Here is a 26,905-nt window from a genome sequence, read left to right on the forward strand (position 1 = left end):
CGTCCGCCCCCTATGGCTCAGCGCCGGTCCCGCAGGCTGTAATAGACCAGCACCAGCAAGGCCCATGACAAAAGCAGGACAGCACCGGCAATCACCGACAGCAGGAACCGTTTCGGATAGCGCGAACTTTGCGCCATGGTCGGGTTCGTGTAGGTGGCCAGATAGCGGCTTTGACGTTGCGCCTCGGCCAGGGCGGTATCCAGCGCGGTCTGCGCCGCGAGATAGCTTTTCTCGGCGTATTCCAGATCGACCATCAGGCGCTCGAATTCGCCCACCAGCGTCGAGTAATCCGTACCGTCGGCGCGGGTGGTGCCGCCGAACCCGAACTTGGTGCGTTCCTCTTCGATCAGGTTGGTGATGACGGCGATACGTCGGCGCGCCTGACTGACACGGGGATCGCCCTCGCGCGAGGTTTCCAGCAACAGGTTGAGTTCGATATTGGCCTCGGCCAGCTGCGCCTCGAGCGAGTTGAGCAGGCCCATCTGGCCCTGAATATCGGCACTGGGATCGACAAGCTGCGTGCGGCTGCGGAATTGGGTGAGCGTTTCGCGGGCCCCCTTGAGCCGTTCGAGCGACAGTTCGAGTTCGGCGCGCGCATAGCGCGTGGCGTCCTGGCGCGCGATGGCCGACAGGTCGTTGATCAGGCGGGTGGATTCAGCGACGATGCGTTCGGCGATGGCGCGGGCATCCTCGGCGCGGAAGGCATTGACCCGCAGCGCGATCAGCCCGGTATTGCTGTCATAGGAGACCTGAACCATCCTTTTCCAATACTCGGCCAGGTCTTCGATCTGGCCGGTGGGGTGGTAGGCAAAAACCGGGTCGAAAGACGGCACGGTATACATCGTGACAAGGTCGAGATCGGCGTTCACGCGTTCGACCAGATTCTGGCTTTGGATGAATTCATATAGAATATCGGCGTCCGAAGAACTGGTCCCCGACAGCGAACTCGAAATCCCGCCCAGCAGATCCTGCGCGCTGTTGATTTCTTCGGAACGCACGGCAAAGCCGACGCGCGAGGCGTATTGATCGTCTGCGATGACGAACAGGTAGAACACGCAGAGCACGAATGGCACGAGCACCAGAATGACGAAGCTGGCGAGAATGCCGTAGTGACGCGGACGCATCTGCGCAATGCCCGCGAGCCCCGGTGTCTTACGCTTGTCATTGGCGGCTTTCGCGGGCTCCTTCGCCGCCTGCGCGGCGGGCTGTGGCGCGTTTTTTACGGGGGTGGTTTGTGGAGAGACCTGGGAAATCGTAACAGCCCTTTTTCTGACCTTCCTGTCACGGAAGCATTCCGAGTTTACACGCGATAGGCGACCCAATACAACAAGGCACGTCTAGCACAACAGCCCCTGGAGTGAAGGCCCTGTCCGACATAATCGGCCATATTGCGCCCCCCCGGCCCCGCCCGCAGCGCCGTTTCGCCGCGGCGCGGGCGATCTTTGCCCTGATCCTGCGGGAGATGTCCACCACCTATGGGCGATCGCCGGGCGGCTATATCTGGGAAGTCCTGCAACCGGTCGGCGGCATCGCCCTTTTGTCGATCGTGTTTTCCTATGCGTTTCGCTCGCCGCCCATCGGCACCAGCTTTGCGCTGTTCTATGCCACCGGGTTCATCGTGCTGAGCCATTTCAACGGGCTGAACCAGAAAATGGGCATCGCGATCCGGTTCTCGAAACCGTTGCTGACCTATCCCAACGTCACGCTGATGGATGCCATTCTGGCGCGGTTCCTGCTGAACACGCTGACCTCGTTCCTAGTGTTCATCATCCTGATGACGGGGATCGTCACCATGTTCGATCTGCGCGTCATTCTGAACCTGCCCGAAATCTTCAAGGCATGGGCGATGCTGACCGCGCTGACCTTTGGCATCGGGATTCTGAACTGTTTCCTGATGAGCATGTTCCCGGTCTGGCAACAGGTCTGGCAAATTCTGACGCGGCCATTGTTCATCGTGTCGGGGATATTCTTCCTGATGGACAACCTGCCGGCCACCTATCGCGATATCCTGCTGTATAACCCGGTTGCGCATGTGATCATGCAGATGCGCGCGGGGTTCTATGCCACCTACGATGCCCCCCTTGTTTCGTCCGTCTATGTCTACCTGATCTCTCTGGTTTGCGCCGTGTCCGGGGTGTTGCTGCTGCATCGCTATCACCGCATGATCATCGACGAGCGCTGATCCGCGCCGCCCTGTCACAATGCACAACCGCTGAGAGATGTATCGGCGCGGACCTGCAATTATGGCGGCGGTGTCGGGTTTCGTTTGCCTCTGTCGGGGGGGGTTGCTATGGGCCGGGTAAAGTTGAACTGGGTTGTGAAATAGATAATGTCGTCTTCCAATGGGCATGCCGCCCGGCTTTTGCGCTTTCTGAGGATTTTCTGCCTGACCCGAGAGGAACGCGCCCTTTACAAGGCGGCGCGCGGATCGGGGTTTTTCGACCCGGTCTATTACACCGGCGCCTATCCCGACATTCACCCGCTGTTCCATCGCTTTCCGCTGCGCCATTACATCGTTTACGGCGAAAAGCGCGGCTATCGTCCGAACCCGGATTTTTCGCCCTGGGCCTATCTGCGCTACAACCCGGACGTGGCCGGGGAAGAGGTATCGCCGCTGCTGCACTGGATACGGGGCGGGCACGCGGAACAGCGCGTTCACAAGGACCTGCCCAAGGTCGAGAAGATGCCGGACGACACCCCGCGCCTGCCGCGGTTCGACCGCACGCGCGCGCGGGGGCGTGTGGCGGTTGTCATGCATGTCTATTACCCCGACCTGTGGCCGGAATTCGCCGACAGGCTGCGCCGACTGCCCGGCGATTTCGACGTGTTCGTGACCCTGACCTATCGCGGTGACGAGACCGACGACCTGGCCGGGGAGATCCGCCGCGATTTTCCGCGCGCCTTCGTGCACCCGGTCGAGAACCGCGGGCGCGATATCCTGCCGTTCCTGCGGCTGGTGAATGCCGGGGCGCTGGACGGGTACGAGGCCGTGTGCAAGATCCACACCAAGAAATCCCCGCACCGCGAGGATGGCGACATCTGGCGGCGGCACCTGATCGACGGGGTTTTGCCGGACGAGGGGCTGGAGCATCTGCTGAGCGCCTTCCTGTCCGATCCGACCGCCGCCTTCTGGGTGGCCGACGGGCAGCATTACAGCGACCCGCGCTGGTGGGGATCGAATTTCGAGGCCACGCAAAGCCTGCTGCGGCGGGTGGAGATCGAGATCGGGCGCGCGGACCTGTCCTTTCCCGCCGGGTCGATCTATTGGATGAAACCGCTGATGATCGGGATGCTGAAGGCGATGAAGCTGCGCGCCGGGCATTTCGACCCGGAAGAGGCGCAGGTGGATGGCACCCTGGCTCATGCGATGGAACGCGCCATCGGTATCCTGGCGCGGGCCGCCGGGCAGCATGTGGTGCAGACCACCGAATTGCAGCAGGCCCTGAGCAAACCGGCGCCAAAACGGCTGCGGCCCGCCTTCGTGTCCGCCTTTTACCTGCCGCAGTTTCATCCCATTCCCGAGAATGACGCGTGGTGGGGCAAGGGCTTTACCGAGTGGCGCGGCACGGTGGGGGCGGAGCCGTTTTTCGAGGGGCATACGCAGCCCGTCCTGCCGTCGGACCTGGGGTTTTACGACCTGCGGGTTCCCGAAACCATGGGCGAGCAGGCCAGGGTGGCGCGGGCCGCCGGGATCGACGCGTTCTGTGTCTATCATTACTGGTTCGACGGTCGCCGCGTGCTGGAGGCGCCGCTGGACAACCTTCTGCAACGCCCCGACATCGACTTTCCCTTCTACCTGTGCTGGGCCAACGAAAGCTGGCGGCGCAACTGGGACGGGCTGTCGGGCAGCGTACTGCTGGAGCAGACCTATGCCGAGGGGTTCGAGGAGCGGCTTGTCGCGGACAGCCTGCCCTATATGCGCGACCCGCGCTATCAGCGGCCCGACGGCACCCGCCCCCGCTTTGTCATCTACCGCCCCGAGGACATGCCCGACCCGGCGGCCAGCGTGGCGCGGATGCGCACGGCATGGCGCGAGGCCGGGATCGGCGAGGTCGAACTGGGCGCGGTCTGTTTCCATACCGCGGGCGACACGCCGGTCGACTCCGATCTGTTCGATTTCTGGATCGAGATGCCGCCGCATGGTCTGGTAACCAAGGACGATTACCTGTTCGGCGGCTCGGCGGGCAATATTCTGGAGCGCGACATTCAGGGCGGGTTCGAGGGACTGGTCTACGATTACCGCAAGGTGATCGCGAACGCGATGTCGCCCGAATATACCGGGGCATTGCCCGGCAACACGATCTGCGGTGTCATGCCGAGCTGGGACAACACCGCGCGGCGCGACCTGAATGCGCATATCGCCTATGGCGCGAACCCCGCCAGTTTCAACCGGTGGCTGCTGGACCTGACGCAAACGCGGCTGAGCGGATCGTACCGGCAGGAGCTGTTCGTCAACGCCTGGAACGAATGGGCCGAAAAGGCCATGTTGGAACCCAGTGTCATATGGGACGACATGTACCTGAAGGTTCTGGCCGATCATACCGGCGCGGACGCGCAACTATCGGAGCTTTAGCAAATGGCACGAGTGATTCTTCACATCGGTACGCACAAGACGGCCACGACTACCGTTCAAAACATTTTTCACCACAATTCGGAAAAACTTGCCGCCTGCAAAGTGGCCTATCCGAAGCTTGGAACGATCACGGCACACCATGCGCTGGTCGGAGACTGGACCCCGTTGCCCCCGGCCTATCGGCTTCCCGAAGGTAGCCGGGCGGCCCTGAACAAAATCGTCCATGATTATGCGAATACCGATATGACGGTATTTCTTTCGACCGAAGAATTTTCACGCTGCGGTCAAGGCAGGGTGGATTTGGCTGAGATCCGACAGATACTTTCACCGTTTGATCGGATCGAGATCATCTGCACTCTGAGAACGCAATGGCAATTCATACAATCTGCTTATCTGGAAATCTCGAAGCGCCGCTTGCCTGAGCGCCCCCCGGAACTGGTCAAAAAAGCTATCAACAATGGTGTGATTGATGGCCTTTGGGTTGATTACAACAAGCTATTAGACGAGCTTGAAAAAGTCTTTGACCCCTTTGAGATCACTTTTGTCGACTATACCGAAAGCTGCAAAAGCGAAGGTGGGATCGTAGGAACATATCTGCGCTACCTTGATATTCCCATTCGCGCCGATGACCTGACTCCATTGGAACACGGAAACGCGAATGTTTCGCCCGAACCGCTGGCCAACTGGGCGGCAAACACGCTTGCGAACCCGAAAGTGACTCCGCCATGGCTGATAAGAATGGCGACCACGGCCTTGAAAGGAACGTTCGGGGATTACGAGAAAAGCACCATTTTTTCCGCAGGGGAGATTAATGCGATGGAGAAACATTTCAGGCCCCTGAACGAAAAACTCGTCAGTCGCCGCGCGCCCGTACAACCGGGGTTCAGGCTCAGCAATGCGAGTCTCGGGGAAAATACCATCTCGCGTAATATGTTGAATGGACATTTCTGGGTGCGCCTGTCACGTGCATTGTTTCAGGACAGAATAGACGGTTGAAAGGCCATCGCGCCAACCGGCCAATGCCCGGCGCAAAGCTGACAGCCGGCCCCATCCTGTCCGATGGGACAGCTTTGCCGCACTGGATTACGGCAAAGCTGATGAACGAAGGGAGTTGCCTGTTGTTACCGGTTCTGCGGGCAAATCCGGTGTGAAAGAACGTATCCCCACCTGTGCCGCCGTTCAGCCTGTCAGCAGGTCGGGTGCCTCGGAGTCTTGCAGGAACATTTTGGAGAACCGGATATTACTGTCGCGGTAATAGTCCAGAATGCGTAGTTTCAGTTCCTCATCGACAAAACGGAAGCTGCTTTTGCCTGTAGTCTGCTCGACCTTGCGCAACGCCTCGATCATGCCGTCTCGCTTCAGCTTGCCCGGAAAGAGCCGATCATACTCGTGCAAGATCAGAATCGAGCGCGCATCAAGCGAGGGCCTCATCCTTATCGCCCGCTGCTCATTCGGGAGGCTGAACCCCGTCAACCGGGCAAAATCCACGGCAACATCCATTGCTCCGGACAGGTAGGGCCGCACGAGAATAGCCTCTTGCCCGAACGCCTTGAGCCAAGGCGCGATGCGCAGACGGTAGTCGAATGCTTTCCACGACCTTTCCAACCATTCGTGAAAGGGCGCAACCCGAACATTGGCCTGCATCACCTTGGTCTTATAGGTGCTTTCGATCAAATCCGGTTGCGGACGTACGTAATAGACGATCCGCACATCCCGCCCGGACAGACCCCCGGCGATATCGGCAACCTGCGGAGCCGACAGATAGCACATATGTTCCGATGACAGCACCAAGGGCCGCGCATCCCCACGATACGCCGCCAGCATTTCAGCCAACTGGCTTTGCGCTTGTTTCCATTTTATCCCATCCCGAGCGGACAAGGGAAAAAATCCATGATGCGCCCTGTTGCCATTATGCTGCCCTTGAAGAGGGTAAAGGATTTCTCCGGAATCCCCGAGGCTTTGAAGATACGCCTGTATAGAGGTCGTACCTGTCTTGCCCTGCCCGATATGCAGCCAAACCGTTGCCATCTGTCCCTCGTTACCAAATCATGAAACCCGGTTGATGCTGCACCATAAAGCCCGACCGGTGAAAAGTCGATTTAGGTTCGGGCCCTGCATATCCTGCATCGAAACGAGCATGTTTTGAGTACCCGCCCGCAGTTACTTGCGCGTCCATAAGGCAACAGCTGGCACGACAATACACCGAAGCCAGAGACACCAACCTGTCACAGCTTGCGCAGGGCGGCCGCCAGATAGAGCGACAGCGTACCCTGTTTGCCTTGCCGATAAAGGCCGTTTCGCCGGATCATGGCCAGGCGGGCCCAGAGGCTGCCGTTGCGCCCGGTGGCGAAATCCTCGAGCATCTGGCGGTTCTCGGGGCTCAGCCGATGGGCCGATGCGCTGAGGGCGTCGATATTCATGGTGTTCCAGCGGCGCAGACGCCCGGCCAGCATGAAGCGCAGCCGTTTCCTTTTGGCCTGAAAGCCGCGATTGGCGCCGATCAGGTTGCCCTCGTGTTGCCGGTACATCAGAAGCGGCGCGTGATCGAACAGCACCGTGCCGCCCGCGCCGGTGACGATCTGATAGAGCCACCAGTCATGCACCACGGGTTTGCGCGCCTCGAGACTGGCGGCCTGCGCGAGCTTTATCGCGGGCCGGTTCAGCATGATCGTGTTTCCGCTGGCGATGTTCTGGACCAGGGCGTTGCGAAATCCCGCCGGCCGGCACAAGGGGCGCGATATCCGCATGTCGCGCAGTTCGGCGTTACATTCCCAGGTGCGCCCGCAATAGAGCAGGCAATCGTCGGGGCGGGCCGCGCCCGTCAGCGCATCCGCTCCGCGCTGCAACTTGTCGCGCAGCCAGACATCGTCCTGGTCGGACAAGGTAGCGAAATCGATTCCCTCGGGGATGGCGCGGATCAGGCTGAGAAAGTTCTGCGCGGCGCCCTTGCGGGGCCCGTCGAGCAGGGTCACGTTCAGCGCGGGATGCGCATTTGCGAAGGCGCGGACGATATCGCGGGTTTCATCCGTCGAGCCATCGTCGCTGACCAGAATCAGGGCGGGTTGCAATGTCTGGGCGACGAAGCTGTCCAGTTGCGCCTGAAGGCGGGCCGCCCCGTTCCAGGTTGCGAGCAGTACGGCAACCGCCGGTGTCCTGCCGGATATCTGACACTCTGTTTTGATCGTACCGGCCTCCGGCTACAGGGGCGGCATGTGCCCATACCGGCAGACCCATAGTCCTTTTGGACGGGCCTGAAAAGATCATGACGCAGCGCCCCCGTTACGCCAGCAAATCGAATATTTCACCCCCGATGCGCAGGTTTATGCTGGTTTGCGCCTCGCCATCGACCAGCGCCCACAGAATCTGGCGGGTCGGCTTGTGGATGATGAAGGCCTCGTCCACCGCATCGTCACTCGCCCCGCTTGAGGCGTAGTTTACCTGAAACTGATGCGGGCCAGTGGATTCGCCGCCATATTGCAGGATATCGCCCTCGTCAGCGTTATAGTCCTGAATCCAGTCGCTGCCGTGATCGACAACCCCGAGGTGAAAAAACGTGTCCCCGCCCGCGCCGCCGTTCAGGCGATCATGGGCAAAGCCCCCGTTGATGAAATCGAACCCGTCGCCACCATAGATCCAGTCAGCGCCGGCCCCGCCATTTATCCGGTCGTCGCCAGCGTTGCCGATGAGCGTATCACTGCCATATGAGCCGATCAGCGTGTCATCGCCGGTGCCGCCGTGCACCTCATCGTTCCCGTACCCCGCATCGATGTAGTCATTCCCCGCACCGCCATAGATCACATCGCCGCGGTCCAGTTCGGTCGCGCCGCCGAAGATCAGGTCGTCGCCGTCGCCGCCCGACAGCGTATCACGCCCGTCGAGCCCTTCCAGCGTGTCATTGCCGCCTTTGCCGCGCAGGATGTCATTGCCGTCGGTGCCGATCAGATGCTCGGGCAGGTCCGACGGATCGACTGGATCAGGAGGGTCGGGTGGGCCAGGAGGATCGGGCAGAACCGGAGGGTCGGGCGGTGTATCCGAAGGCAGGGACGCCGCGCCACCGCGCATTTCGTAAAGCCACAGCCCTGCGACCCCGGTATTCCCGGCGATCCCCGGCAGGTGCAAAAGATCGCTGTTCTGCTCATGCGTAAACAGCCAGCCGGGCGCGGATGGCCCCCCTGCCGCCAGCCCGATACGCGCCCCGGCATCGTTTTCGGCGGTGCCCACGGCCCAATCCAGCGCCTCGTACCGGAACACGATATCGAAATCGCCGCTGCCGCGGTCGATAAGCTGGACCTGAAAGGTATTGGTCAGGTCGCCATTGCGGCGATACACCCCGACATCGTGCCAGGTGACGGTCAGGGTTCCGGTTTGCGGTGACAGGTCGACCCAGATCGCACCGCTTTCCGCGCCCTCGCCATCCAGGCGGGTGTCGACATCGCCCCAGAACGGCGCGATCACGTCGCGAGACAGGATTTCGTTCTCAGGCGTCGGATAGGCGGGAAGGGCCGCGCCAAAGGACAGCGTGCCGTTGGTGTTGACGAACAGGCTGTCCGCCGCATGGAGCGAGCCGAAAAAATCGAAGCCCGCCCCGAATATGAGGCTGGCATCCAGTTGCAGGGACCCGTCGTCGTTGCGCGGCACCATGAGTTCGCCATAGCCTTCGGGGCCGCCAAGCCCGGATATGACCGTTCCGTTTTGCGTCATTGTCAGCACCTCCCGCCGGGGAAAGTCGGCATTTGGCATTGAGATTCCGTGAACGTCCGGCGGTGAAGTCACACAGGTTTGAGGCAAATCCGAAATGCCCGGATTTTAGGAAACCTCCACGATCCTGCCGCATCCGTGGCCCGTTTGATCCGTGTTGGCCGCCCACGTTCGATGGCACGACAACGGCCCGTGGGGGGCGACATGGACAAGATGACATTCCGCGCGCTTCTGGGCGGCGGCGACATGATGCTGTTTGACCGGCTGTGGGCCGATCCGGCGACCGGCCCGGACGGGCAGACCGTCATATGGGCGGGCAGCAGCGCCACCGGGGGGCTGCGCCAGATGGTCATGGACGACAGCCTGACGCTGACGGTGCGAAGCGAAAGCTGGCTTACCGATCATGTGTACCGGTTCAGTCAGCTTGCCACCGCCGAAACCGCAAGCGGCGAGGTTCTGATTCTGCCCGAAGCGATGAGCGGGCGGCTTACGCTGCTGCGCCCGGATCAGTCGGGGGCGCTGTTGCCACCGGTAGAGATACGGGACGACGCGGGCGATCCGGTGGCCCTGTCGGTTCTGGCCGCCCTGCCCGCGGAGCGGCATCCCGGCCTGCTGATCGGTGCGCCCGCCTCGGGGCCGGGTCTGGCCCTCTATCGTCTGGAAGACGGGGCCGATCGGGCCACGCTGCTGGACCGGGCAGAGGAAACGGCCAAGACCACGCTGAAAGGGGTGTCCGATATCGTGGCCCTGTCGGTCGGTGGCACTCAGTTCATAGCGGTCAGTTCCGCCGCCGAGGACGGGCTGAGCAGCTATGCCATAGAGGATGGCGAAACGCTGGACCTGCGCGACACGCTGGGGCCGAAGGACGGGCTTTGGATCGACGGGCTGAACGATATCGCAGCCGTGACCGCCGGAGAGGCGCAATATATCGTCGGGGTTTCGGGGCAAAGCGGGACGCTGACATCGGTGCGGATCAACCCGGTGGGGGCCTTGTTTCTTGAGGATATCGAATATGACGACCGCAACACGCGCTTTGCCGGGGCGGTCTCGCTGGACGTTTTCAGCATCGCAGACCGGGGATTCGTGGTGACGGGCGGCACGGACGGGGGGCTGAGCCTGTTCGAGGTCCTGCCTGACGGGCAGCTTTGGCATCATCAGAGCATCGGGCAATCCGCGGACTGGGATATCGGAGATATCCTCGATATCAGCGTGGCGGTCACGGGTGACACCCTGCATATCGTTCTGGCGGGCAGCCATGCGGGGGCGATTGCGCAGCTGGTGTTGCCGCTGTCGAATCTGGGCATGTCGATGCGTGGCGGACCCGGTGACGATACCCTGACAGGCACCTCTTTGGACGACATGCTGATCGGCGGGGACGGGAACGATGTTCTGTTCGGATCGGACGGGGAGGACACGCTGATTGCCGGAACGGGCCAGGACAGCCTGACAGGCGGGGCCGGTGCGGATGTGTTCGTGTTCCGCGCCGACGGGCAGCCCGATACGATCACCGATTTCCAACCGGGCATCGACCGGATCGACCTGGGCGGTTGGGGGATGGTGTACGATCTGTCGGCCCTGACGCTGACCCGGCAGGATTGGGGCGCCACCATCGCGTGGCGCGACGAGCTGCTGCACATCCACAGCGCCGATGGCAACCCGATCGAAACCGACAGTTGGGGCGCGGACGACATCCTGTTCTGAGGCCGCTGGCCCTCGGGTGAGTCTTGACGAAGCGTTAAGCGATGGAACGCCCTGCTCGGGAAACGTGAGGGATTGGCGGTGAATGTCGCGGGGGACAGCAAATCGCCAGGAGCATGGAATGTCAGAAATCTCGGCACGGCTGGGATTGCCTTACATAGCGCAATCGCAAGCCCAGAAACACGTCACGCATAACGAAGCGCTGGAGCGTCTGGACGCGCTGGTTCAGTTGCGGGTCGAAGCCTTCGACGCCACCGATCCGCCGGCCGATCCCGCGCCGGGCGCGATATTCGCGCTTGGCGACGCCCCGCTGGGAGGCTGGGCGGGACAGGGCGGGCAGCTTGCGGTTTTCGGCAATGCCGGATGGGTCTTCCTACAGCCGCAAGACGGGTGGCTGGCCGTTCCCATGGCACAGGGCGCACCGCGTGTCTGGCGCGCGGGGGGCTGGCGGCCCTGGACGCAGAACCTGAACCGTATCGGCATCAACGCGACGGCGGACGACATCAACCGCCTGACCGTTTCCGCGCCCGCGACGCTGCTGACCGGGGAAGGCGCGGGGCATCAGCTGAAGATCAACAAGGCCGAATCGGCAGACACTGCCAGCGTGATGTTTCAGACGGGCTGGACCGGCCATGCCGAGATGGGCCTGACCGGAGATAACGATTTCTCGATCAGGATCAGCCCGGATGGCGCGGCCTGGACCAGTGCCTTGCGGTTCGACGGGCAGAGCGGGCGGGCCACGGGCGCGGCGGTGCAGGCCGACGCCACGGATACGACCGAAGGCCGGTTGATGCGCGTCGGGGCCTTCGGGTTGGGCGGCTCGACGATCGAATTCAGCGGCGATATCGACGATCCGGCGCAACTGCCGACCGGGTTCTATCGGATTCGCGGCGATGCGACGGGCGACAAGCCGGTAACGGCATTCAACCTGATTTGCATACGGCGTGGCGGCGGTGCGCCGCATGGGAACACCGTTCAGATCGCCATGATGGACGGCACCAACAAGCAGTATCAGCGTGGCTGGAACGGCACCGCGTGGACAACCTGGGCAGAGGCCTATTCCAGTGCCAATCTTGTCGGCACGGCCAGCCAGACGGGCGGCGTTCCGACAGGGGCGGTGATCGAACGCGGCAGCAACGCCAATGGCGAGTACGTACGCTTTGCCGACGGGACGCAGATATGCTGGTCATTCGGGAGTCTGAGCGTTCCGTCCATTTCCAGTGCAGTCGGTTCGGTCTTTGAAAGTGCCGCGTTTCCCTGGACTTTTCCGGCCAGCTTTTCGGCAAACCCGGTCGTTACGGTTGATGGCGGCGATACCCGAATCATCGGCAGTTCTTCGGGATCGGGCACGACATCTTGCTGGATGAGACTGTTTTGCCCGGCCTCGGTTTCGACGCAGCAGTTTGCCCGCACCATGGCGATTGGCCGCTGGTTCTGAGGAGAGATCAGATGATAATCACGTTTTCACCCACACGCAGCAATGCACCCCTGACCCTGTCGCGGCAGGGCGATGTTCTGACGATCAACGGCGAAGAATTCGATTTTGCCGCCCTGCCCGAGGGGGCCACCCTGCCCGGCGATGCGGTCAGGTCGGACTGGATCGCAGGGGAGGTCAGCCGCAAGGAGGGCCGCCTGCACATCCCGCTGATCCTGCCGCATGGCGCGAACGCACCCGGCACGACCCGTCATCCCGAACCGATCACCCTGAACGACGACGGGCCGGTCGACCTGCCCGCCTATGACATCGAGGAGCCCCGGCCATGAGCAATATAGATTTCTCGCGGATCATCAGCGCCGGGGATGCGGCGGACCGGCGGCTTGCCGCGCATCGCGATGCCGTCAAGGCAGAGTGCCGCCGACGCATTCTGAGCGCCCTGCCTTTCGAGGTGCAGACCAATATCGCGCAGGCCATCGCGAGCCACGCCAACGCATTGGCGTCGGGCCTCGATCCGGACGGGGCCGAAGCGGCTTTGGGCCTGTTGGCGGAGGATATCGCCGGTGCGGCGGCGACACGGGACTGGATCGCGCGGATGCGGGCGGCCTGCGCGGAGCTGGGCACAGACCCGCACGCGCCCTATCGCGACGACACGGCATGGCCCACCCTGCCCGCCAGCGTCGCCGCCCTTGCCGCGCGGGTCTGATTGCGGCAGCTTATTTCCAATGTCCGCCGGGCGCTGAAGACAGGCCCGGCGGCCGCACCCCGGCAGATGTTGCCAGCCATTCCCGCCTTGCCCCGAATATGTGCAATCAGTAGAAAACCGCCGTGATGCGACAAACGAACGCCTGTCATGATGTAGCATCCCTGCCGTCTTTCGTTGACCGCCTGTGGTCCGGCTGTTAGCTACATTCTGGTTCAATTTCGAGTGGAGCGGATACGTTGGAGACGCAGGAATACATAAAGGCTTTGTTTGCCAATCGGCCGGCAACAGCAAACTACCTTGTCCATTGGACGAGAGGCCGCAACTATATCTATGTCGAAACCCCCAAGGTGGCCTGCACGACGATCAAACACGATCTGCAAATGGATGCGACCGGCGAGCCTGTCACGGGGAATGTTCATGACAGGGATGCCTCGCCGCTGCTTCGGATCACCGACGCGCCCGGCGAGTTCAAGGCGCTGAACGACGATCCCGACACGTTCAAGTTCTGTTTTGTGCGAAACCCGTTTTCCCGCGCGCTGTCATGTTATCTGGACAAGTTCGCCACCAACGAATGGGAGCGCCAGCGGTTGTCCGGCCAGTTGGGATTCGATCCTGAAACGCCGCCAACCTTCATCGAGTTTCTGGAAGCGGTCCGCGCCCAGGACGACATGGAACGCGACATCCATTGGGCCACCCAGACATTCCTGTTGCGGCCCCGGCGATACAAGTATTCCTTTATCGGCCGTTTCGAGCTGTTCGGACCCCAGTTTGAGAGCATAAAGGCGTTCCTCGGCATAAATGTGCCGTCCCGGAATGTAAGCCGTCATGCAACCGGCGCATCGGGCAAACTCGATGAATTCATGACAGAAAACGCCGTTTCTTTGATCAAGGAAATCTACGAACTCGACTTTCACAACTTTGGATACGGCTGGTCCCATAAATTGCTTTGAACTTCGGGATACAACCTGACATAGCAATGCCCGAACGCTTTTCACGGTAAACGGGGAAACCATGAGGGACACAGATGTAACGAGTTTGCATCGTTTCGACGAGATCGAAAACCTGCTGACCCAGGCAAAAACGGGTCGGCGGGACTTGTTTTCCGACAAGGATTTCACCGCACGGCTGGCGGATCGTCTGGATCGCATGCTGGACGGGGATCGCATTTTGTCGATGGATATATTCGACACACTGGTTTTGCGGGACAATTCATCCGAGATAACCCGCTTTTACGAGATCGGCGGCAAGATGGCCGATCTGGCCACGTCGCATACCGGGCGGGATATCGCGCAGGTCGATGCCTTTGTGGCGCGTCATCTGGGCACCAAGGCCACCTATCGCGCCTCGGGCAAGATCAGGGGCTGCCGCGAAGGATCGCTTTTGGAAATCCACGCCACGGCCAGCCGCATCCTGACCGGTGGCGGCGAGATGTCTTCGCCCTTTGTCGAGGCAGAACTGGAGTACGAATCAGCGCGGATCGAACCGAATCCGTTCCTTGTGGACTACGCCGCCCGCCACCGGGCCCGCGGTGGCCGGGTGGTCTTGCTGACCGACATGTACATGCATGCCGAACAGGTCACACAGCTGCTGAATCTTCTGGGCATTTCCTCGAAGCAATACGATTTCCTCTTGTCCAGCGCCGATACCAAGGTGTCCAAAGCCTCGGGCGGGATATTCCGGAACATGCAGGAAGAGATGCAGGCCGCACCCGGCGAATTCGTTCATATCGGCGACAGTTTCCGCGGGGATGTGGCGCAGCCGATCCGGCAGGGCTGGCAGGCGCTGCACCTGCCGCTGGCGCAGGCCGACATCCTTGAGCGGCGCAAGGATCATGCGAAAACGGCCACCATGCTGCGCGAGACGTTCAATGTCGATATCGACATTGCGATGCCCAAATGACCCAGACCCCGGACCGAAAAGACATGGCGCAAAATTCTGACGAAATGATCCGGCACGTTGGCTATGATTGCCTTGGACCTGTCGTGCATCGCTGGCTGCTGGCGCTGGACCAGCATGTGCATTTCTTCGACAAGGGCAGCACCAGTTTCCTGTATTGTGCGCGGGCGGGAGTGCGGATTCGCCGGTTGTACGACCTGTATCTCGACGGTCTGGGCCGTCAGGCCGGCGATCGTCACAACATGTTCTGGATCTCGCGTCTGGCGCTGTGCAAGGGCACCTATGCCCATAACCCCCAATATGCCGCCGAGATCATCGCGCGGGAATACTACCACCAGCCGATGCGTGAACTGATCAGGGGATTGTTCCGCCACGATCAGACCTTTCTGAACGCGAACGAAGACCTGTTGCAGGACACCGTGTTCGATGCGCATGGGTTCAATTTTCCTGGCTGGCTGAAAAGCGATCATCCGCTTGTCGAACCCGTCGATGCCTATCTGCGCGGGTGCAGCGACTCGTTCGATACCTATCTCACGTCGCTGATCGGCGATTCGACCGATGTGGTGCTGATCGACAGTGGCTGGCAGGGCACGTCGCAAAGCATTCTGCATCGCGCCTTTCCGTCGCTGGACTGGCACGGCCTGTATGTGGGCCGCATCCTGACACCTGCCCATGACGCCAAGATCGCCGACAAGGTGATCGGCCTGCTGTTCCAGTCCGAAAGCTATGACCCGGACAGACCCGAAACCGCGATCACGCTGCATCGCCACCTGTTCGAGACCCTGCTGGAGCCGAACGGCCCCTCGATCGAGGAAATCACGGGCGGCCCGAACGACGACGTGGCGCAAGACCAGATCCAGGCCAATCTGAACGAACGGGTCGATCCCGAACGCGACGCCCTGTTCCTGCATGTCGAGGCCTATCTGCGCGATCATGCGGGCCTTGGCCCGGCAGCGATCATCGCAAACCATCAACAGGCGGTGCCTGAACTGGCCCGTATCCTTGCCCGGCCCACCCGCGAAGAGGCCCTGGCCGTTCTGTGCAAGGACAGGTCGGCGGATTTCGGCAAGGATCTGGACGTTCCGGTTCTGATCGAACCCGATGGCAATGCGCTTGCCTCGGATCTCAATGTGGATCAGCGCATTCAGCGCGCGCTGTGGCCTCAGGGCCAGATCGCCCTGGAATACACGGGCGCGTTCCGCGAAAGCCTGCAAAACCGGGTGAGCGGACAGGAAGACAACACATCCCATTTCGATCCGTTGGGAACGGACGCCGCCACGCAAACCGCCGCGATCGACGCGGACCTGCCCAAGGGCCCTCTGGTGGCGATCGTCACACGCACCAAGAACCGGCCGATCCTGCTGCGGCGGGCCGCCGACAGCGTGGCGCAGCAAACCTATGATTCTTATATCTGGGTCGTGGTGAACGATGGCGGCGACGAAGACGTGGTGCGCGAGGTGATTGCGCAAAGTACAGTGGACCGGCGCAAGATTCATCTGGTTTCGAATGCGCGCAGCCTTGGCATGGAAGCGGCCTCGAATGTCGGTATCCGCAGCGTCGACAGCGATTACATCATCATCCACGACGACGACGATTCCCTGCATCCGCAGTTTCTGGAAAAGACGGTCAGGTTCCTCGAAGGGTCCGGCGGCAAACGCTATGACGGCGTTGTCACGGGATCGGAATACGTGTCCGAGGAAATTCGCGGCGACGAGGTGATCGAACACGCCCGCAAGCCCTATATGAACTGGGTGCGCAACATCCACCTGTCCGAATTGCTGGCCCAGAACCTGTTTGCCCCCATCAGTTTCCTCTACCGGCGCAGCGTCTATGACGACATTGGCGGTTACAATGAGGAGCTTCCGGTTCTCGGGGACTGGTATTTCAACCTCGAATTCGTGCTGCGCTCGGACATCAAGGTCATGCCGGAACCGCTGGCGTATTATTACCACCGTGATTTCGGCGACAGTTCCCGTCAGGGTATCTACGCCAATTCGGTTGTCGGCGGCCAAAGCAAACACGAGGAATTTGCCTCGGTCTTCCGCAACATGTTCATGCGTCAGTATGGCAACAGCAGCCCGCTGGCCGCGGCGGCGATCTCGGCCTATTTCGCAACGGATATCCGCAACCGGCTGGATGCGGTCGGCACACGCATCGGTCAACTGGAACATGCGGTCGAAACCAACACCGCACCGCAAGAAAACCAGAACAGGACAGACACCGCCGAAATCGACAGGCTGTGGCTTCTTGTGCATATCCAGCGCGCGGAAATGAACCGGAACGATCACGAGAAGCAAACTCCTGATCCGGCAGACCCCAATGCGCCCATCGACGCGTTGGTTCAGATTCTGGCCTCGGGGAATATCCCCGTCGCCATACAACCGCAATTCGACGAAGAAACCTATCTGAAGCTGAATCCCGATGTCAAAGCCGCAGTCGACAGTGGCAGTATCCCCTCGGGATATGTGCATTACCTGACGAACGGCCGTAAGGAAGGACGGGAACGTCCCTATTGCAAAACACCGTAGAAGGGTTTGCCTCGGACGATCTGAAAACACCGGAGAACCGTCTCCGGTGTATGAAGATATGCGCCGAACCATTTGCCAGTACAGCCCAAAGCCCCCCGCCGCAAACGGGCGGGTTGCCTTACAGGATGAGGCGGCAAAGGAGTTTGGCCGTAAATAATGATGTCATACTTTTACAAAGTAGAATAATTTATGTTGAAATATAAATTTTACAGTGTAATTTACGCACATGGATGACATTGACCTCAAAATCATCGGTCTTCTGGCCCTGGATGCGAAAAGATCGCTGGCGGATATCGGCGGCAGTGTCGGGCTGGCCCCGTCCAGCGTGAACGAGCGCATCCGGCGGCTGACCGCCTCGGGCGCCATTCGCCGGTTTACCCTCGATCTCGATCCGGCGGCGATGGGGATGCAGACGCTTGTGTTCGTCTGGATCGCGCTGCGCGAAGACGCGGATGAAACGGCTTTTCGCGAATATGCGGCAAACCACCCGCTGATCCTGGAATGCCATCATGTCACCGGGGCATGGGCCTACCTGGTCAAGCTCCGCGTGAGCGCCCCGCCCGAGATCGAGGGGTTTCTGGCCGACCTGAAAGAGCATCGTTTCCTCGGGCGCAGCGAAACCGTGATCGCCCTGTCCTCGCCCGTGCCCGGCTCGTTTACGCCAAAGGACATGTAACCATGGACCCCGCCCTGTTCCTGAAGTCCGTTCTTCTCGGGCTGGCCATCGCCGCGCCGCTTGGCCCGATCGGGGCGCTTTGCATCAATCGCACGCTGGAGCGCGGTTTCGTAGCCGGGGCGGCGGGCGGCCTGGGCACGGCGCTGGCCGATGGTGTCTACGCGACACTGGCTGCCATGGGATTTGCGGCGTTCTCAGGCATGCTGACGCAGATCGACACGCCGCTGCGGCTGATCGGCGGGGCGTTCATGCTGTGGCTGGGCTGGAAAAGCCTGACGCCGAAACCGCCCCACGCGGCGGCGAAGATATCGGCGCGCGATCTGCTGGGCACGACTGCGGCAACCTTCCTGCTGACGATCACCAACCCGATGACGATTCTGTCCTTCGCGGCGTTGTTCGCCGGGCTGGGGCTCGCCTCGGCCTCGGGGTTTACAGGCGCATGGCCGGTGGTGGCGGGAGTCTTTGCCGGGTCGATGCTGTGGTGGGGCCTGCTCAGCGGCGGTGTCGCGCTGGTGCATCACCGCCTGCCCGAAGGTTTCACGATCTGGGTCTCGCGCCTGTCCGGCGCGGTGCTGATCGGCTTTGGCGTCTGGGCGGTGGCATCGGCCTTGGTCTGACAGAGTGGCCACGTTGACACCCTGAAAGATAGCTGAGCCTGAATACCGACCGCCGAGTCTTATGGTAGGGCTCGCATTTCACCCTGATCTTGATAAACTTGATCCAATTAGTCGCATATCAAGGGTTGCGGTCACCGAATGATTACTCAAAAAACAAAATATGCCCTCAAGTCCCTCATGGTGCTGGCCGACGAAAAAGCCGGCGATGGCACGGCCCTGCGGATCGAGGAGATCGCCGAACGATCAGGGGCACCGAAACGGTTTCTGGAGCACATCCTGCTGGATCTCAAGCGGGCCGGGCTGATCGGCAGCCGGCGGGGACGCAAGGGCGGGTATGAACTGATCAAAGACCCCCGGCGGGTTTCCCTTGCTGAAATCCTGCGCCTGATCGACGGGCCGATGGCGCCATTGCCCTGTCTGTCGCGCAAGGCCTATCAACGCTGCGAGGACTGCAAGGACGAAGTCACCTGCCGGGTGCGCGCCGTGTTCGGCGGATTCTACTCCACCTACATCCTGATGATCGAATCGCTCACGCTGGCCGATCTGATGGAAGATTCGCAGCCTCTGGAGCGTTTCAACCTGCCTGAAATCGCGGCAGGGGAATAATCTTCTAAAATCACGATCAAATTAGACGTGATTTTTCCTTTGCAATACACGACTAACTCTGTCGTTATTTAGGTGTCAGGCGGCGCCGATGGTTTTCGCCGGATTTCCGGAGCGTTCGATCCGGTCCGGCGCAACCGTCCCGCCAGCCTGACACGAATGACGATGACCGTGTTCAGCAGAGGAAGTCACAATGATCCATACCATCAGCACCGGGCCCCATGCGCTTGCGCAGGGCAAATTCATCCGAAGTCTGGGCGACGGTCGTATCGAAATCGATGCGGGAGGACGCATTCTTATCGGTACGCCCGTCACAAGACGGCATAGCGTTTCCCACGGCAAATCGCCCTTTCTGCGCGCGCTCACGGCTCCGCGCTGGAAAACAGGCCTGTTCGCGGCGGTCAGCGCGCTTGCGGTGACATTCGGGAACGTGCCTGCCGCCCGGGCGCAGGACCCGGTTGAAATCCTGAATGTGTCCTACGATCCGACACGCGAGTTCTACCGGCAGTACAACGAGCTTTTCAACGCGTGGTGGACCGGCGAAGGCCATGAGGCGGTTACGCTTCGCCAGTCGCATGGCGGCTCCGGCGGGCAGGCCCGGTCCGTGATCGACGGGCTGGAAGCGACCGTCGTAACCCTTGCGCTGTCGGCGGATATCTCGGCTATCGCCGACCGCAGCGGCAAGATTCCCGAGGACTGGCAATCGCGCCTGCCGCACAATTCGTCGCCCTATACCTCGACCATCGTTTTCCTTGTGCGCGACGGCAACCCCAAGGGGATCGCGGACTGGGACGATCTGGCCAACGATGGCGTCGAAGTCATCACCCCGAACCCCAAAACCTCGGGTGGCGCGCGCTGGAACTTCATGGCCGCCTGGGCCTGGGCGCTTGAGGAATTTGACGGCGACGAGGATCAGGCCCGCGCCTACATGGCGTCGCTTTACCGCAATGTGCCGGTGCTCGACACGGGCGCGCGGGGGTCGACCAACACCTTTACCCAGCGCGGGATCGGTGATGTGCTGCTGGCCTGGGAAAACGAGGCGTTTCTTGCACTGGCCGAACAGGGCGAGGATGCCTTCGATATCGTAGTGCCCTCGGTTTCCATGCTGGCGGAACCGCCGGTGACGCTGGTGGACGGGAACATCACCTCGGACGCGCAGCGTGAGGCGGCCGAGGCCTATCTGGAGCATCTTTACAGTCCCGAAGCGCAGGCACTGGCGCTGAAGAACTTCTACCGCGCATGGGATACTTCGGCGGCAACCGAGGAAGACATCGCCCGCTTCCCCGAGGTCGAGCGGCTGTCGATCGACGAATTCGGCGGCTGGGCAGAGGTGCAGCCGGTGTTTTTCGGCGACGGAGGCATCTTCGACCAGATTTTCGAGGAGCAGTAAGCCATGAGGGCGGGCATTCTCCGCTCGCCCTCACCCCTGCCGGGGTTTGGGCTGAGCTTCGGGATCATGATGGCGATGCTGTCCATCGTGGTCCTTCTGCCGATCATCGCCCTGCTGGGGCACGGCCTGGCCATCGGCCCGGCCGAGCTGTGGGGGATGGTCAGTTCGCGCCGTATCCGCGCGGCGCTGGTGCTGTCGTTCCGGGCGGCCCTGATTGCGTCGCTGTTCAACCTTGTCTTCGGGCTGGCGCTGGCCTGGGTGCTGGTGCGCTACCGGTTCTGGGGACAGCGCCTGATCGACGCGGCCATCGACCTGCCCTTTGCCCTGCCAACGGCGGTGGCCGGGATCGCGCTGACTGCGCTTTACGCGCCGAACGGTGCCTTCGGACAGCTTCTGGCGCCGCTCGGTATCAAGGTGGCCTATACCGAGATCGGTATCTGGCTGGCGCTGATCTTCATCGGATTGCCGTTTGTGGTGCGCACCGTCCAGCCGGTGATCGAGGAGGTCGACCGCGAGGTGGAAGAGGCCAGCGCCACGCTGGGCGCGCGCCGTGCCTATACGCTGCGCCGGGTGATCCTGCCGACGCTGACGCCCGCGCTGCTGACGGGCTTTGCCCTCGCGCTGGCCCGGTCGGTGGGCGAGTACGGCTCGGTCATCTTCATCGCCGGGAACCTGCCCTACCAGACCGAGATCGCGCCCCTGCTGATCGTGATCCGACTGGAGGAATACAATTACGACGCCGCCACCGCGATCGGACTGGCCATGCTGCTGATCTCGTTCGTGATGCTGCTGGCCATCAACGCCATCCAGATCTGGAGCAGACGGAGGATCGGAGATGTCTAGGAACAGAAGCTGCCGGAACACCTGCCGGAGAAACGAAGTGACGGGATTGCCGCCGGGATCGGGGTTCGTTCTTGCCGGGACGATCGGGTTTGCCAGTGTTCTCATTGGCGCAGCGGTCTTTCTGTCGGGGGCCGGGATCGGCTGGGCCGTTGTGGGCTGGCTTGTCGCCAATACCTGCGGGCTCCTCCTGGTCGTGGCCTCCGTCTCTGCGAAACGCCCGTCGCAACCGGACTCCTGCGTATCTGCGAGGTGCCGATTTCACGACGACCACCGACTCTTCGGGAGATTTGTAAATGTCTGATGTCGCACACTCTGTTCACCGGGCCACGCCGGTCACGACAGAGCCCCGGCTGACCCGTCGCATCCTGACCGGAACCGTCGTGGCGCTTGTTGCCGTGCTGCTGTTCGCGCCGTTGATCGCGGTTTTCGCCGAGGCCCTTCGCGAGGGATGGGCCGCTTCGCTCGAAGGCCTGTCGTCGCCCGATGCGCACGCCGCGATCCGGCTGACGCTGATCGTGGCGGCCATTGCGGTGCCACTCAATGCCGTCTTCGGCATCGCCGCCGCCTGGGCGATCACCAAGTTCGACTTTCGCGGCAAGGCGTTCCTGATCACGCTGATCGACCTGCCGTTCTCGGTCTCGCCGGTGGTGGCGGGGCTGGCGCTGGTGCTGCTGTTCGGGGCGAATTCCTGGCTCGGGGCGTGGCTGATCGCCCATGACCTCAAGATCGTCTTTGCCTTCCCCGGCATCATACTGGCCACGATGTTCGTGACCTTCCCCTTTGTCGCGCGCGAACTGATCCCGGTGATGATGGAACAGGGCCGCGCCGAGGAAGAGGCAGCGCTGACGCTGGGCGCGTCGGGGTGGCGCACCTTTTTCACCGTGACCCTGCCGAATATCCGCTGGGCGCTGCTCTATGGCGTGCTGTTGTGCAACGCGCGTGCGATGGGGGAATTCGGCGCGGTGGCCGTGATCTCGGGCAAGATCCGGGGCGAGACCACCACCATGCCGATCATGATCGAGATGCTCTACAACGAGTATCTTTCGGTCGCGGCCTTTTCGCTGGCCGCCGCGCTGGCGCTGCTGGCGCTGGTCACATTGTTCCTGAAATCCCTGCTCGAATGGCGCTATGCAGATCTGCTGGCCGCCACGCGACGCCATTGAAAGGATATCCCATGTTTGTCGAAATCGAAGAAATCGCCAAGGAATTCGGGACCGAACGCGCCCTGCATCCGGTGTCTCTCTCAATCCCCTCGGGTGCGCTGATCGCACTTCTGGGACCGTCGGGCTCGGGCAAGACAACCCTTTTGCGCATCCTTGCGGGGCTGGAGTTCCCGACCTCGGGGCGGGTGCTGTTCGACGGGACGGATGCAACCGGGATGAGTGTGCAGGAGCGCCGCGCCGGGTTCGTGTTCCAGCATTACGCCCTGTTCCGGCACATGACCGTGTTCGAGAATGTCGCCTACGGTCTGCGTGCGCGCAAACGTCACGAACGCCCCACCGGGGCCGAGATCGGGCGGCGTGTCAACCGGCTGCTGGACCTGATCCAGCTTCCCGATATCGGGTCGCGCTATCCCAGCCAGTTGTCCGGCGGTCAGCGTCAGAGGGTCGCCCTTGCCCGCGCGCTGGCCATCGAGCCGCGAATGCTGCTGCTTGACGAGCCCTTCGGCGCGCTCGACGCCAAGGTCCGCAAGGAACTGCGCCAGGGCCTGCGCGAAATCCACGACACGACGGGCCTGACCACCGTGTTCGTTACCCACGATCAGGAAGAAGCCATGGAACTGGCCGATCTGGTGGTGGTCATGTCGATGGGCCGGATCGAACAAGTGGGCAAGCCCTCGGACATCCGGGCCAACCCCGCCAGCGATTTCGTCCGCAGTTTCACGGCGGCCTAGGATCGGCTGAATGCGATGTGCCCGCAATCTCCAGCAGGTGCCCCGGTCTGGCTTCGTGCGGCGCTGTGGCTCACGACGACGCCGGTGCGGCGCAGAATGGTGGCCGGGTGGTCACTGCGCACCGCCGGGCCGAAATGGGCCTGCGTCTGGCGCAACCACCCCGAGGCGCAATGCCGGTTGCGGACAATCGTCATGCCCGCGCCCTGGAACGGATGGTGCGACCCGGCTTGGCAGGCCCTCCTGCATCAGCGGTTGCACGAGATCGGACTTGAACCGGACGGGCCGGACCCCCGGCTCCTTGCGCAGGCCGAGCGGGAAACCTTCGCACGGCTTGCGCCCCCCTGGACGAAACGGATGATGGAACAGTACAAATGAGTGACCTCACGCTCGACAGGATCGACCGGAAAATTCTGGATCAGCTGATGCAGGACGCAACGCTACCCGTGGCCCAACTGGCGGAGCGCGTCGGCCTGTCACAGACCCCTTGCTGGAAGCGGGTGCAAAAGCTCGAGGCCGCGGGCATCATCACCGGCCGGGTCGCGCTGGTCGATCCCGCGCGGATCGGCCTGGGCCTGACCGTCTTTGTCGAGATCGAGGCCTCGGACCACACACCGGAATGGCGTGCGGAGTTCCGCAAGGTGATCCCCCGTTTCCCGGCCATTGTCGAGGTGCATCGCCTTGCGGGCGATATCGACTATCTTCTGAAAGTCGCCGTGCCGGACATGACGACCTTTGACGAGTTCTACCTGCAACTGACCCGCGCGTTGCCATGCCGGAACATCACATCGAAATTCTCGATGGAGACCATCAGAAACACGACCGCATGGCCCATCGACGTGGAAACGGTATGAGCGTTACGGCGACCGGCCGGGCGCAGGAATTGAAACATTCAGCTTAGGAGAAAAACCAAAATGTCCCTGCGTATCAATGACATCGCGCCCGATTTCGACGCTGACACCACCGAAGGCCCGATCCGTTTCCACGAATGGATCGGCGACGGTTACGCGGTGCTGTTCAGCCACCCCAAGGACTTCACACCGGTCTGCACCACCGAGTTGGGGCTGATAGCGGGCCTTGCGCCCGAGTTCGCCAAGCGCAACGCCAGGATCATCGGCATCTCGGTCGACCCGGTTGAGAGCCACGAGAAATGGAAGGTGGACATCGAAACCGCCACCGGCCATTCCGTCGGCTATCCGATGATCGGAGACCCGGACCTGAAGGTGGCCAAACTCTACGACATGCTGCCCGCATCGCTGGAGGGCAGTTCGGAGGGCCGCACGCCCGCGGATAACGCGACCGTGCGCACGGTGTTTATCGTCGGACCGGACAAGCGGATCAAGCTGTCTCTGACCTACCCGATGACGACCGGTCGGAATTTCGACGAGATCCTGCGGGCACTGGATTCTATCCGGCTGACCGCGGAACACCAGGTGGCCACGCCCGCGAACTGGAAACAGGGCGAGGACGTGATCGTAACCGCCGCAGTGTCGGATGAAGACGCAGCAAGCCGTTTCGGTGGCTTTGACAAGGTGCTACCCTACCTTCGGACCACGAAACAACCGGAGTGACACACAACAGGGAACGCGATGGCCTCAATTGTTGTCTTCCTGCAGATTGGCGGCGCGGTCGCCTTGCTCCTGTTCGGGCTGGGCCTCGTGCGGGACGGGATCACCGTGGCCTTCGGTATCCGGCTGAAGACGGCACTTGGCCTTGGCACCCGGACTGGGCCGCGTGCCTTTCTTGCCGGGCTCGTCGCAACGCTGGGGCTGCAATCCTCGACCTCGACTGCGCTTCTGACCGCTTCGTTTCTCGACCGGCAACTGATCGGCGGGCGGATGTCCCAGATCGTGCTGCTTGGCGCGAATGTCGGGACCGCGCTGACCGCCCTGATCATCTCGATGGGGATCGGCGCCATTGCCCCGGCCCTGATCCTGGCCGGTTTCGTGGCAAGCCGCCGTGACAGGCCGGTCGTGAGCGGCAGCGGACGCGCCCTGATCGGGCTGGGCCTGATGCTGCTATCTCTGACGTTGCTGGACGCGGGAACGCAGCCGTTGCGCGAGTCGGGAGAGATGGCGGCGTTCCTGACGATGCTCAACACGGCATGGCCGGTGGCCTTGCTGTTCGCCGCCGGTATTGCCGCTATCTGTTCGTCCTCGCTGGCGGCGGTGCTGCTGGTGCTGTCTCTGGACGTGCCCACGGGCCTGTGCGTGGTTCTGGTCCTGGGCGCGAACCTGGGCGGGGCGATCCCACCGGCCATGGTGACGGCGAAATCCGGCGCCCCCGCGCGCCGACTGACACTGGGAAACCTGGTCGTGCGCGCGGTCGGGTGCCTGCTGGTTCTGCCAATCGCCGGGCAGTTCGGCGATGTGCTGGCGGCAGTTCCTTTCCCGATGACCGGACTGGCCGTCGAGGTGCATCTTGCCTTCAACATCCTGCTGGCCATATGCATCGCGCCTTTCGCGGGTCCACTCTCGCGCAGCCTGGAACGCATTTTTCCCGAGCCGGAGCCCAATGGCGACGGCGCGCCGCAATGGCTTGACGAACAGGCGCTCGAACTGCCGCTTCTTGCCCTTGCGGGGGCCAGTCGGCAAGCGCTGGCAATCGGCGACGACATCGCCCGTATGCTGGACCTGACGCGGCTGGCTTTCACGAAGAACGACGCCAGCCCGCTGTCCGAGGTCAGCACGCTGGAAAACCGGGTGGACCTGCACCAGCAACAAGTGAAAACCTATCTGTCCCGGCTCGGCCGCGATGCGGACGAACATGACCGGCGCCGGTCGATCACGATCCTCGACTACGTGATCAATCTCGAACATGTCGGCGACATCATCGACAAAGGGCTTGCCCAGAACGTGCGCAAGAAGATCGGATTGCAACTCCGGTTCTCGGATGCCGGATATCAGGAACTGGACGCGATGTTCCTGATGACGGCCGAGACCTTGCGAATGGCGCAGACGATCTTCATGACACGCGACACCGATCTTGCGCGACAGCTGATCGAACAGAAGGTCGAAATCCGGCATCGGGAACACCAGTCGGCGCAGCGCCATCTGCTGCGATTGCGCGAAGGGCACCAGCAAACGCAGGAAACCTCCTCGCTCCATCTCGACATCCTGCGCGATCTGAAGCGGATCAACGCGCACCTTGTTGCGGTCGCCCATCCGATTCTGGACGAAGAAGGTCTCCTGATCGAAAGCCGGTTGCGCAACAGCTAGCGAATCGGCGGCCGGTCACCGCCCGGACTTGGGGAAAGCGGCCATGCTCCCGGTTTTCCAGAGTCGACGGCATATGGATACCCCTGCCGGAGAACATCCTTCTCGTTTTCGCCCTCACTTTGGAATTCAAATA

At 61.8% G+C, this 26,905-nt stretch carries 25 protein-coding genes; 21 read left to right on the plus strand and 4 right to left on the minus strand.

Translation table 11 applies throughout. From position 1 onward, the window contains the following. Positions 1–17: 17 nt before the first annotated feature. A complete protein-coding gene (locus BUB53_RS15775; RefSeq protein WP_073035755.1) occupies positions 18–1,124 on the minus strand; it encodes a KpsE/RkpR family capsule polysaccharide export protein in 1,107 nt (368 codons plus the stop codon). A gap of 233 nt (positions 1,125–1,357) precedes the next feature. On the opposite strand from BUB53_RS15775, the gene BUB53_RS15780 reads away from it, so the two are divergent. The 3 genes from BUB53_RS15780 (at position 1,358) to BUB53_RS15790 (ending at position 5,569) form a co-directional block, all read left to right on the plus strand. Next, positions 1,358–2,182: an ABC transporter permease gene (locus BUB53_RS15780; protein ID WP_229709569.1), complete on the plus strand. Its 825-nt coding sequence runs from the start codon at positions 1,358–1,360 to the stop codon at positions 2,180–2,182. Positions 2,183–2,329: 147 nt separating this feature from the next. Then, positions 2,330–4,573: a glycoside hydrolase family 99-like domain-containing protein gene (locus BUB53_RS15785; protein ID WP_073035757.1), complete on the plus strand. Its 2,244-nt coding sequence runs from the start codon at positions 2,330–2,332 to the stop codon at positions 4,571–4,573. A gap of 3 nt (positions 4,574–4,576) precedes the next feature. Then, positions 4,577–5,569, plus strand: coding sequence for a hypothetical protein (locus BUB53_RS15790; protein WP_073035760.1), 993 nt, complete (start codon positions 4,577–4,579; stop codon positions 5,567–5,569). 183 nt (positions 5,570–5,752) lie between these two features. Here the strand turns inward: BUB53_RS15790 and BUB53_RS15795 are convergent, their stop codons facing one another. The 3 genes from BUB53_RS15795 to BUB53_RS15805 all read right to left on the minus strand — a co-directional run bounded on the left by BUB53_RS15795 (position 5,753) and on the right by BUB53_RS15805 (position 9,274). Beyond that, the gene (locus BUB53_RS15795) at positions 5,753–6,406 is read right to left on the minus strand and encodes a hypothetical protein (RefSeq protein ID WP_143163242.1); all 654 of its coding nucleotides are present in this window, start codon (positions 6,404–6,406) and stop codon (positions 5,753–5,755) included. 392 nt (positions 6,407–6,798) lie between these two features. Continuing rightward, positions 6,799–7,755, minus strand: coding sequence for a glycosyltransferase family 2 protein (locus BUB53_RS15800; RefSeq protein WP_308424330.1), 957 nt, complete (start codon positions 7,753–7,755; stop codon positions 6,799–6,801). A gap of 97 nt (positions 7,756–7,852) precedes the next feature. Further along, positions 7,853–9,274 (minus strand): calcium-binding protein, encoded by a 1,422-nt coding sequence (locus tag BUB53_RS15805; RefSeq protein ID WP_073035766.1) that lies wholly within the window; start codon positions 9,272–9,274, stop codon positions 7,853–7,855. A 201-nt stretch (positions 9,275–9,475) separates the two neighbouring features. On the opposite strand from BUB53_RS15805, the gene BUB53_RS15810 reads away from it, so the two are divergent. From BUB53_RS15810 to BUB53_RS15895, 18 genes are all read left to right on the plus strand, one after another. Next, positions 9,476–10,972 (plus strand): calcium-binding protein, encoded by a 1,497-nt coding sequence (locus BUB53_RS15810; protein ID WP_073035768.1) that lies wholly within the window; start codon positions 9,476–9,478, stop codon positions 10,970–10,972. A gap of 118 nt (positions 10,973–11,090) precedes the next feature. Further along, complete coding sequence (locus BUB53_RS15815; RefSeq protein ID WP_073035770.1) at positions 11,091–12,407, plus strand: DUF2793 domain-containing protein; 1,317 nt, start codon at positions 11,091–11,093, stop codon at positions 12,405–12,407. Positions 12,408–12,418: 11 nt separating this feature from the next. Beyond that, positions 12,419–12,733, plus strand: coding sequence for a hypothetical protein (locus tag BUB53_RS15820; RefSeq protein WP_073035772.1), 315 nt, complete (start codon positions 12,419–12,421; stop codon positions 12,731–12,733). Next, positions 12,730–13,110, plus strand: coding sequence for a hypothetical protein (locus BUB53_RS15825; protein WP_073035774.1), 381 nt, complete (start codon positions 12,730–12,732; stop codon positions 13,108–13,110). Before BUB53_RS15820 ends, BUB53_RS15825 begins: the two co-directional genes overlap by 4 nt. A 263-nt stretch (positions 13,111–13,373) precedes the next feature. Further along, entirely contained in the window at positions 13,374–14,060 is a 687-nt protein-coding gene (locus tag BUB53_RS15830; RefSeq protein ID WP_159437845.1) for a sulfotransferase family 2 domain-containing protein, read from the plus strand. A 61-nt stretch (positions 14,061–14,121) separates the two neighbouring features. Continuing rightward, positions 14,122–15,009 carry an HAD family hydrolase gene (locus BUB53_RS15835; RefSeq protein WP_073035779.1) on the plus strand — a complete coding sequence of 296 codons (888 nt, stop codon included), beginning with the start codon at positions 14,122–14,124 and terminating at the stop codon, positions 15,007–15,009. A gap of 23 nt (positions 15,010–15,032) precedes the next feature. Continuing rightward, positions 15,033–17,534: a glycosyltransferase gene (locus tag BUB53_RS15840; protein ID WP_073035781.1), complete on the plus strand. Its 2,502-nt coding sequence runs from the start codon at positions 15,033–15,035 to the stop codon at positions 17,532–17,534. Between the two features lie 226 nt (positions 17,535–17,760). After that, the gene (locus tag BUB53_RS15845; RefSeq protein ID WP_073035783.1) at positions 17,761–18,210 is read left to right on the plus strand and encodes an Lrp/AsnC family transcriptional regulator; all 450 of its coding nucleotides are present in this window, start codon (positions 17,761–17,763) and stop codon (positions 18,208–18,210) included. 2 nt (positions 18,211–18,212) lie between these two features. Then, complete coding sequence (locus BUB53_RS15850) at positions 18,213–18,827, plus strand: LysE family translocator (protein ID WP_073035785.1); 615 nt, start codon at positions 18,213–18,215, stop codon at positions 18,825–18,827. Between the two features lie 138 nt (positions 18,828–18,965). Continuing rightward, positions 18,966–19,433 (plus strand): RrF2 family transcriptional regulator, encoded by a 468-nt coding sequence (locus BUB53_RS15855; protein WP_073035787.1) that lies wholly within the window; start codon positions 18,966–18,968, stop codon positions 19,431–19,433. 190 nt (positions 19,434–19,623) lie between these two features. Continuing rightward, positions 19,624–20,820, plus strand: a complete 1,197-nt coding sequence (locus tag BUB53_RS15860; RefSeq protein WP_084729209.1) for a sulfate ABC transporter substrate-binding protein — start codon at positions 19,624–19,626, stop codon at positions 20,818–20,820. Positions 20,821–20,823: 3 nt separating this feature from the next. Further along, positions 20,824–21,663 carry a sulfate ABC transporter permease subunit CysT gene (gene cysT / locus BUB53_RS15865; RefSeq protein ID WP_073035789.1) on the plus strand — a complete coding sequence of 280 codons (840 nt, stop codon included), beginning with the start codon at positions 20,824–20,826 and terminating at the stop codon, positions 21,661–21,663. A 293-nt stretch (positions 21,664–21,956) separates the two neighbouring features. Further along, complete coding sequence (gene cysW, locus BUB53_RS15870) at positions 21,957–22,826, plus strand: sulfate ABC transporter permease subunit CysW (protein ID WP_073035791.1); 870 nt, start codon at positions 21,957–21,959, stop codon at positions 22,824–22,826. Positions 22,827–22,837: 11 nt separating this feature from the next. Then, a complete protein-coding gene (locus BUB53_RS15875; protein WP_073035793.1) occupies positions 22,838–23,557 on the plus strand; it encodes a sulfate/molybdate ABC transporter ATP-binding protein in 720 nt (239 codons plus the stop codon). 15 nt (positions 23,558–23,572) lie between these two features. Then, complete coding sequence (locus BUB53_RS22795; protein ID WP_159437846.1) at positions 23,573–23,932, plus strand: hypothetical protein; 360 nt, start codon at positions 23,573–23,575, stop codon at positions 23,930–23,932. Next, positions 23,929–24,408: an Lrp/AsnC family transcriptional regulator gene (locus BUB53_RS15885; RefSeq protein WP_073035797.1), complete on the plus strand. Its 480-nt coding sequence runs from the start codon at positions 23,929–23,931 to the stop codon at positions 24,406–24,408. The genes BUB53_RS22795 and BUB53_RS15885 overlap by 4 nt, the downstream gene beginning before the upstream one ends. A 60-nt stretch (positions 24,409–24,468) precedes the next feature. Continuing rightward, positions 24,469–25,125, plus strand: coding sequence for a peroxiredoxin (locus BUB53_RS15890; RefSeq protein WP_073035800.1), 657 nt, complete (start codon positions 24,469–24,471; stop codon positions 25,123–25,125). An 18-nt stretch (positions 25,126–25,143) separates the two neighbouring features. After that, positions 25,144–26,772 (plus strand): Na/Pi cotransporter family protein, encoded by a 1,629-nt coding sequence (locus BUB53_RS15895; protein ID WP_073035802.1) that lies wholly within the window; start codon positions 25,144–25,146, stop codon positions 26,770–26,772. Positions 26,773–26,905: the final 133 nt, after the last annotated feature.

Source organism: Roseovarius pacificus (genome assembly GCF_900142665.1).
Lineage (GTDB): Bacteria > Pseudomonadota > Alphaproteobacteria > Rhodobacterales > Rhodobacteraceae > Roseovarius > Roseovarius pacificus.

Coding starts and splice junctions, on each gene's coding strand:
- BUB53_RS15775 (WP_073035755.1), bottom strand. CDS start 1,124: ATGCGTCCGCGTCACTACGGCATTCTCGCCAGCTTCGTCATTCTGGTG.
- BUB53_RS15785 (WP_073035757.1), top strand. CDS start 2,330: ATGTCGTCTTCCAATGGGCATGCCGCCCGGCTTTTGCGCTTTCTGAGG.
- BUB53_RS15790 (WP_073035760.1), top strand. CDS start 4,577: ATGGCACGAGTGATTCTTCACATCGGTACGCACAAGACGGCCACGACT.
- BUB53_RS15805 (WP_073035766.1), bottom strand. CDS start 9,274: ATGACGCAAAACGGAACGGTCATATCCGGGCTTGGCGGCCCCGAAGGC.
- BUB53_RS15810 (WP_073035768.1), top strand. CDS start 9,476: ATGGACAAGATGACATTCCGCGCGCTTCTGGGCGGCGGCGACATGATG.
- BUB53_RS15815 (WP_073035770.1), top strand. CDS start 11,091: ATGTCAGAAATCTCGGCACGGCTGGGATTGCCTTACATAGCGCAATCG.
- BUB53_RS15820 (WP_073035772.1), top strand. CDS start 12,419: ATGATAATCACGTTTTCACCCACACGCAGCAATGCACCCCTGACCCTG.
- BUB53_RS15825 (WP_073035774.1), top strand. CDS start 12,730: ATGAGCAATATAGATTTCTCGCGGATCATCAGCGCCGGGGATGCGGCG.
- BUB53_RS15835 (WP_073035779.1), top strand. CDS start 14,122: ATGAGGGACACAGATGTAACGAGTTTGCATCGTTTCGACGAGATCGAA.
- BUB53_RS15840 (WP_073035781.1), top strand. CDS start 15,033: ATGGCGCAAAATTCTGACGAAATGATCCGGCACGTTGGCTATGATTGC.
- BUB53_RS15845 (WP_073035783.1), top strand. CDS start 17,761: ATGGATGACATTGACCTCAAAATCATCGGTCTTCTGGCCCTGGATGCG.
- BUB53_RS15850 (WP_073035785.1), top strand. CDS start 18,213: ATGGACCCCGCCCTGTTCCTGAAGTCCGTTCTTCTCGGGCTGGCCATC.
- BUB53_RS15855 (WP_073035787.1), top strand. CDS start 18,966: ATGATTACTCAAAAAACAAAATATGCCCTCAAGTCCCTCATGGTGCTG.
- BUB53_RS15860 (WP_084729209.1), top strand. CDS start 19,624: ATGATCCATACCATCAGCACCGGGCCCCATGCGCTTGCGCAGGGCAAA.
- cysT (WP_073035789.1), top strand. CDS start 20,824: ATGAGGGCGGGCATTCTCCGCTCGCCCTCACCCCTGCCGGGGTTTGGG.
- cysW (WP_073035791.1), top strand. CDS start 21,957: ATGTCTGATGTCGCACACTCTGTTCACCGGGCCACGCCGGTCACGACA.
- BUB53_RS15875 (WP_073035793.1), top strand. CDS start 22,838: ATGTTTGTCGAAATCGAAGAAATCGCCAAGGAATTCGGGACCGAACGC.
- BUB53_RS22795 (WP_159437846.1), top strand. CDS start 23,573: ATGTGCCCGCAATCTCCAGCAGGTGCCCCGGTCTGGCTTCGTGCGGCG.
- BUB53_RS15885 (WP_073035797.1), top strand. CDS start 23,929: ATGAGTGACCTCACGCTCGACAGGATCGACCGGAAAATTCTGGATCAG.
- BUB53_RS15890 (WP_073035800.1), top strand. CDS start 24,469: ATGTCCCTGCGTATCAATGACATCGCGCCCGATTTCGACGCTGACACC.
- BUB53_RS15895 (WP_073035802.1), top strand. CDS start 25,144: ATGGCCTCAATTGTTGTCTTCCTGCAGATTGGCGGCGCGGTCGCCTTG.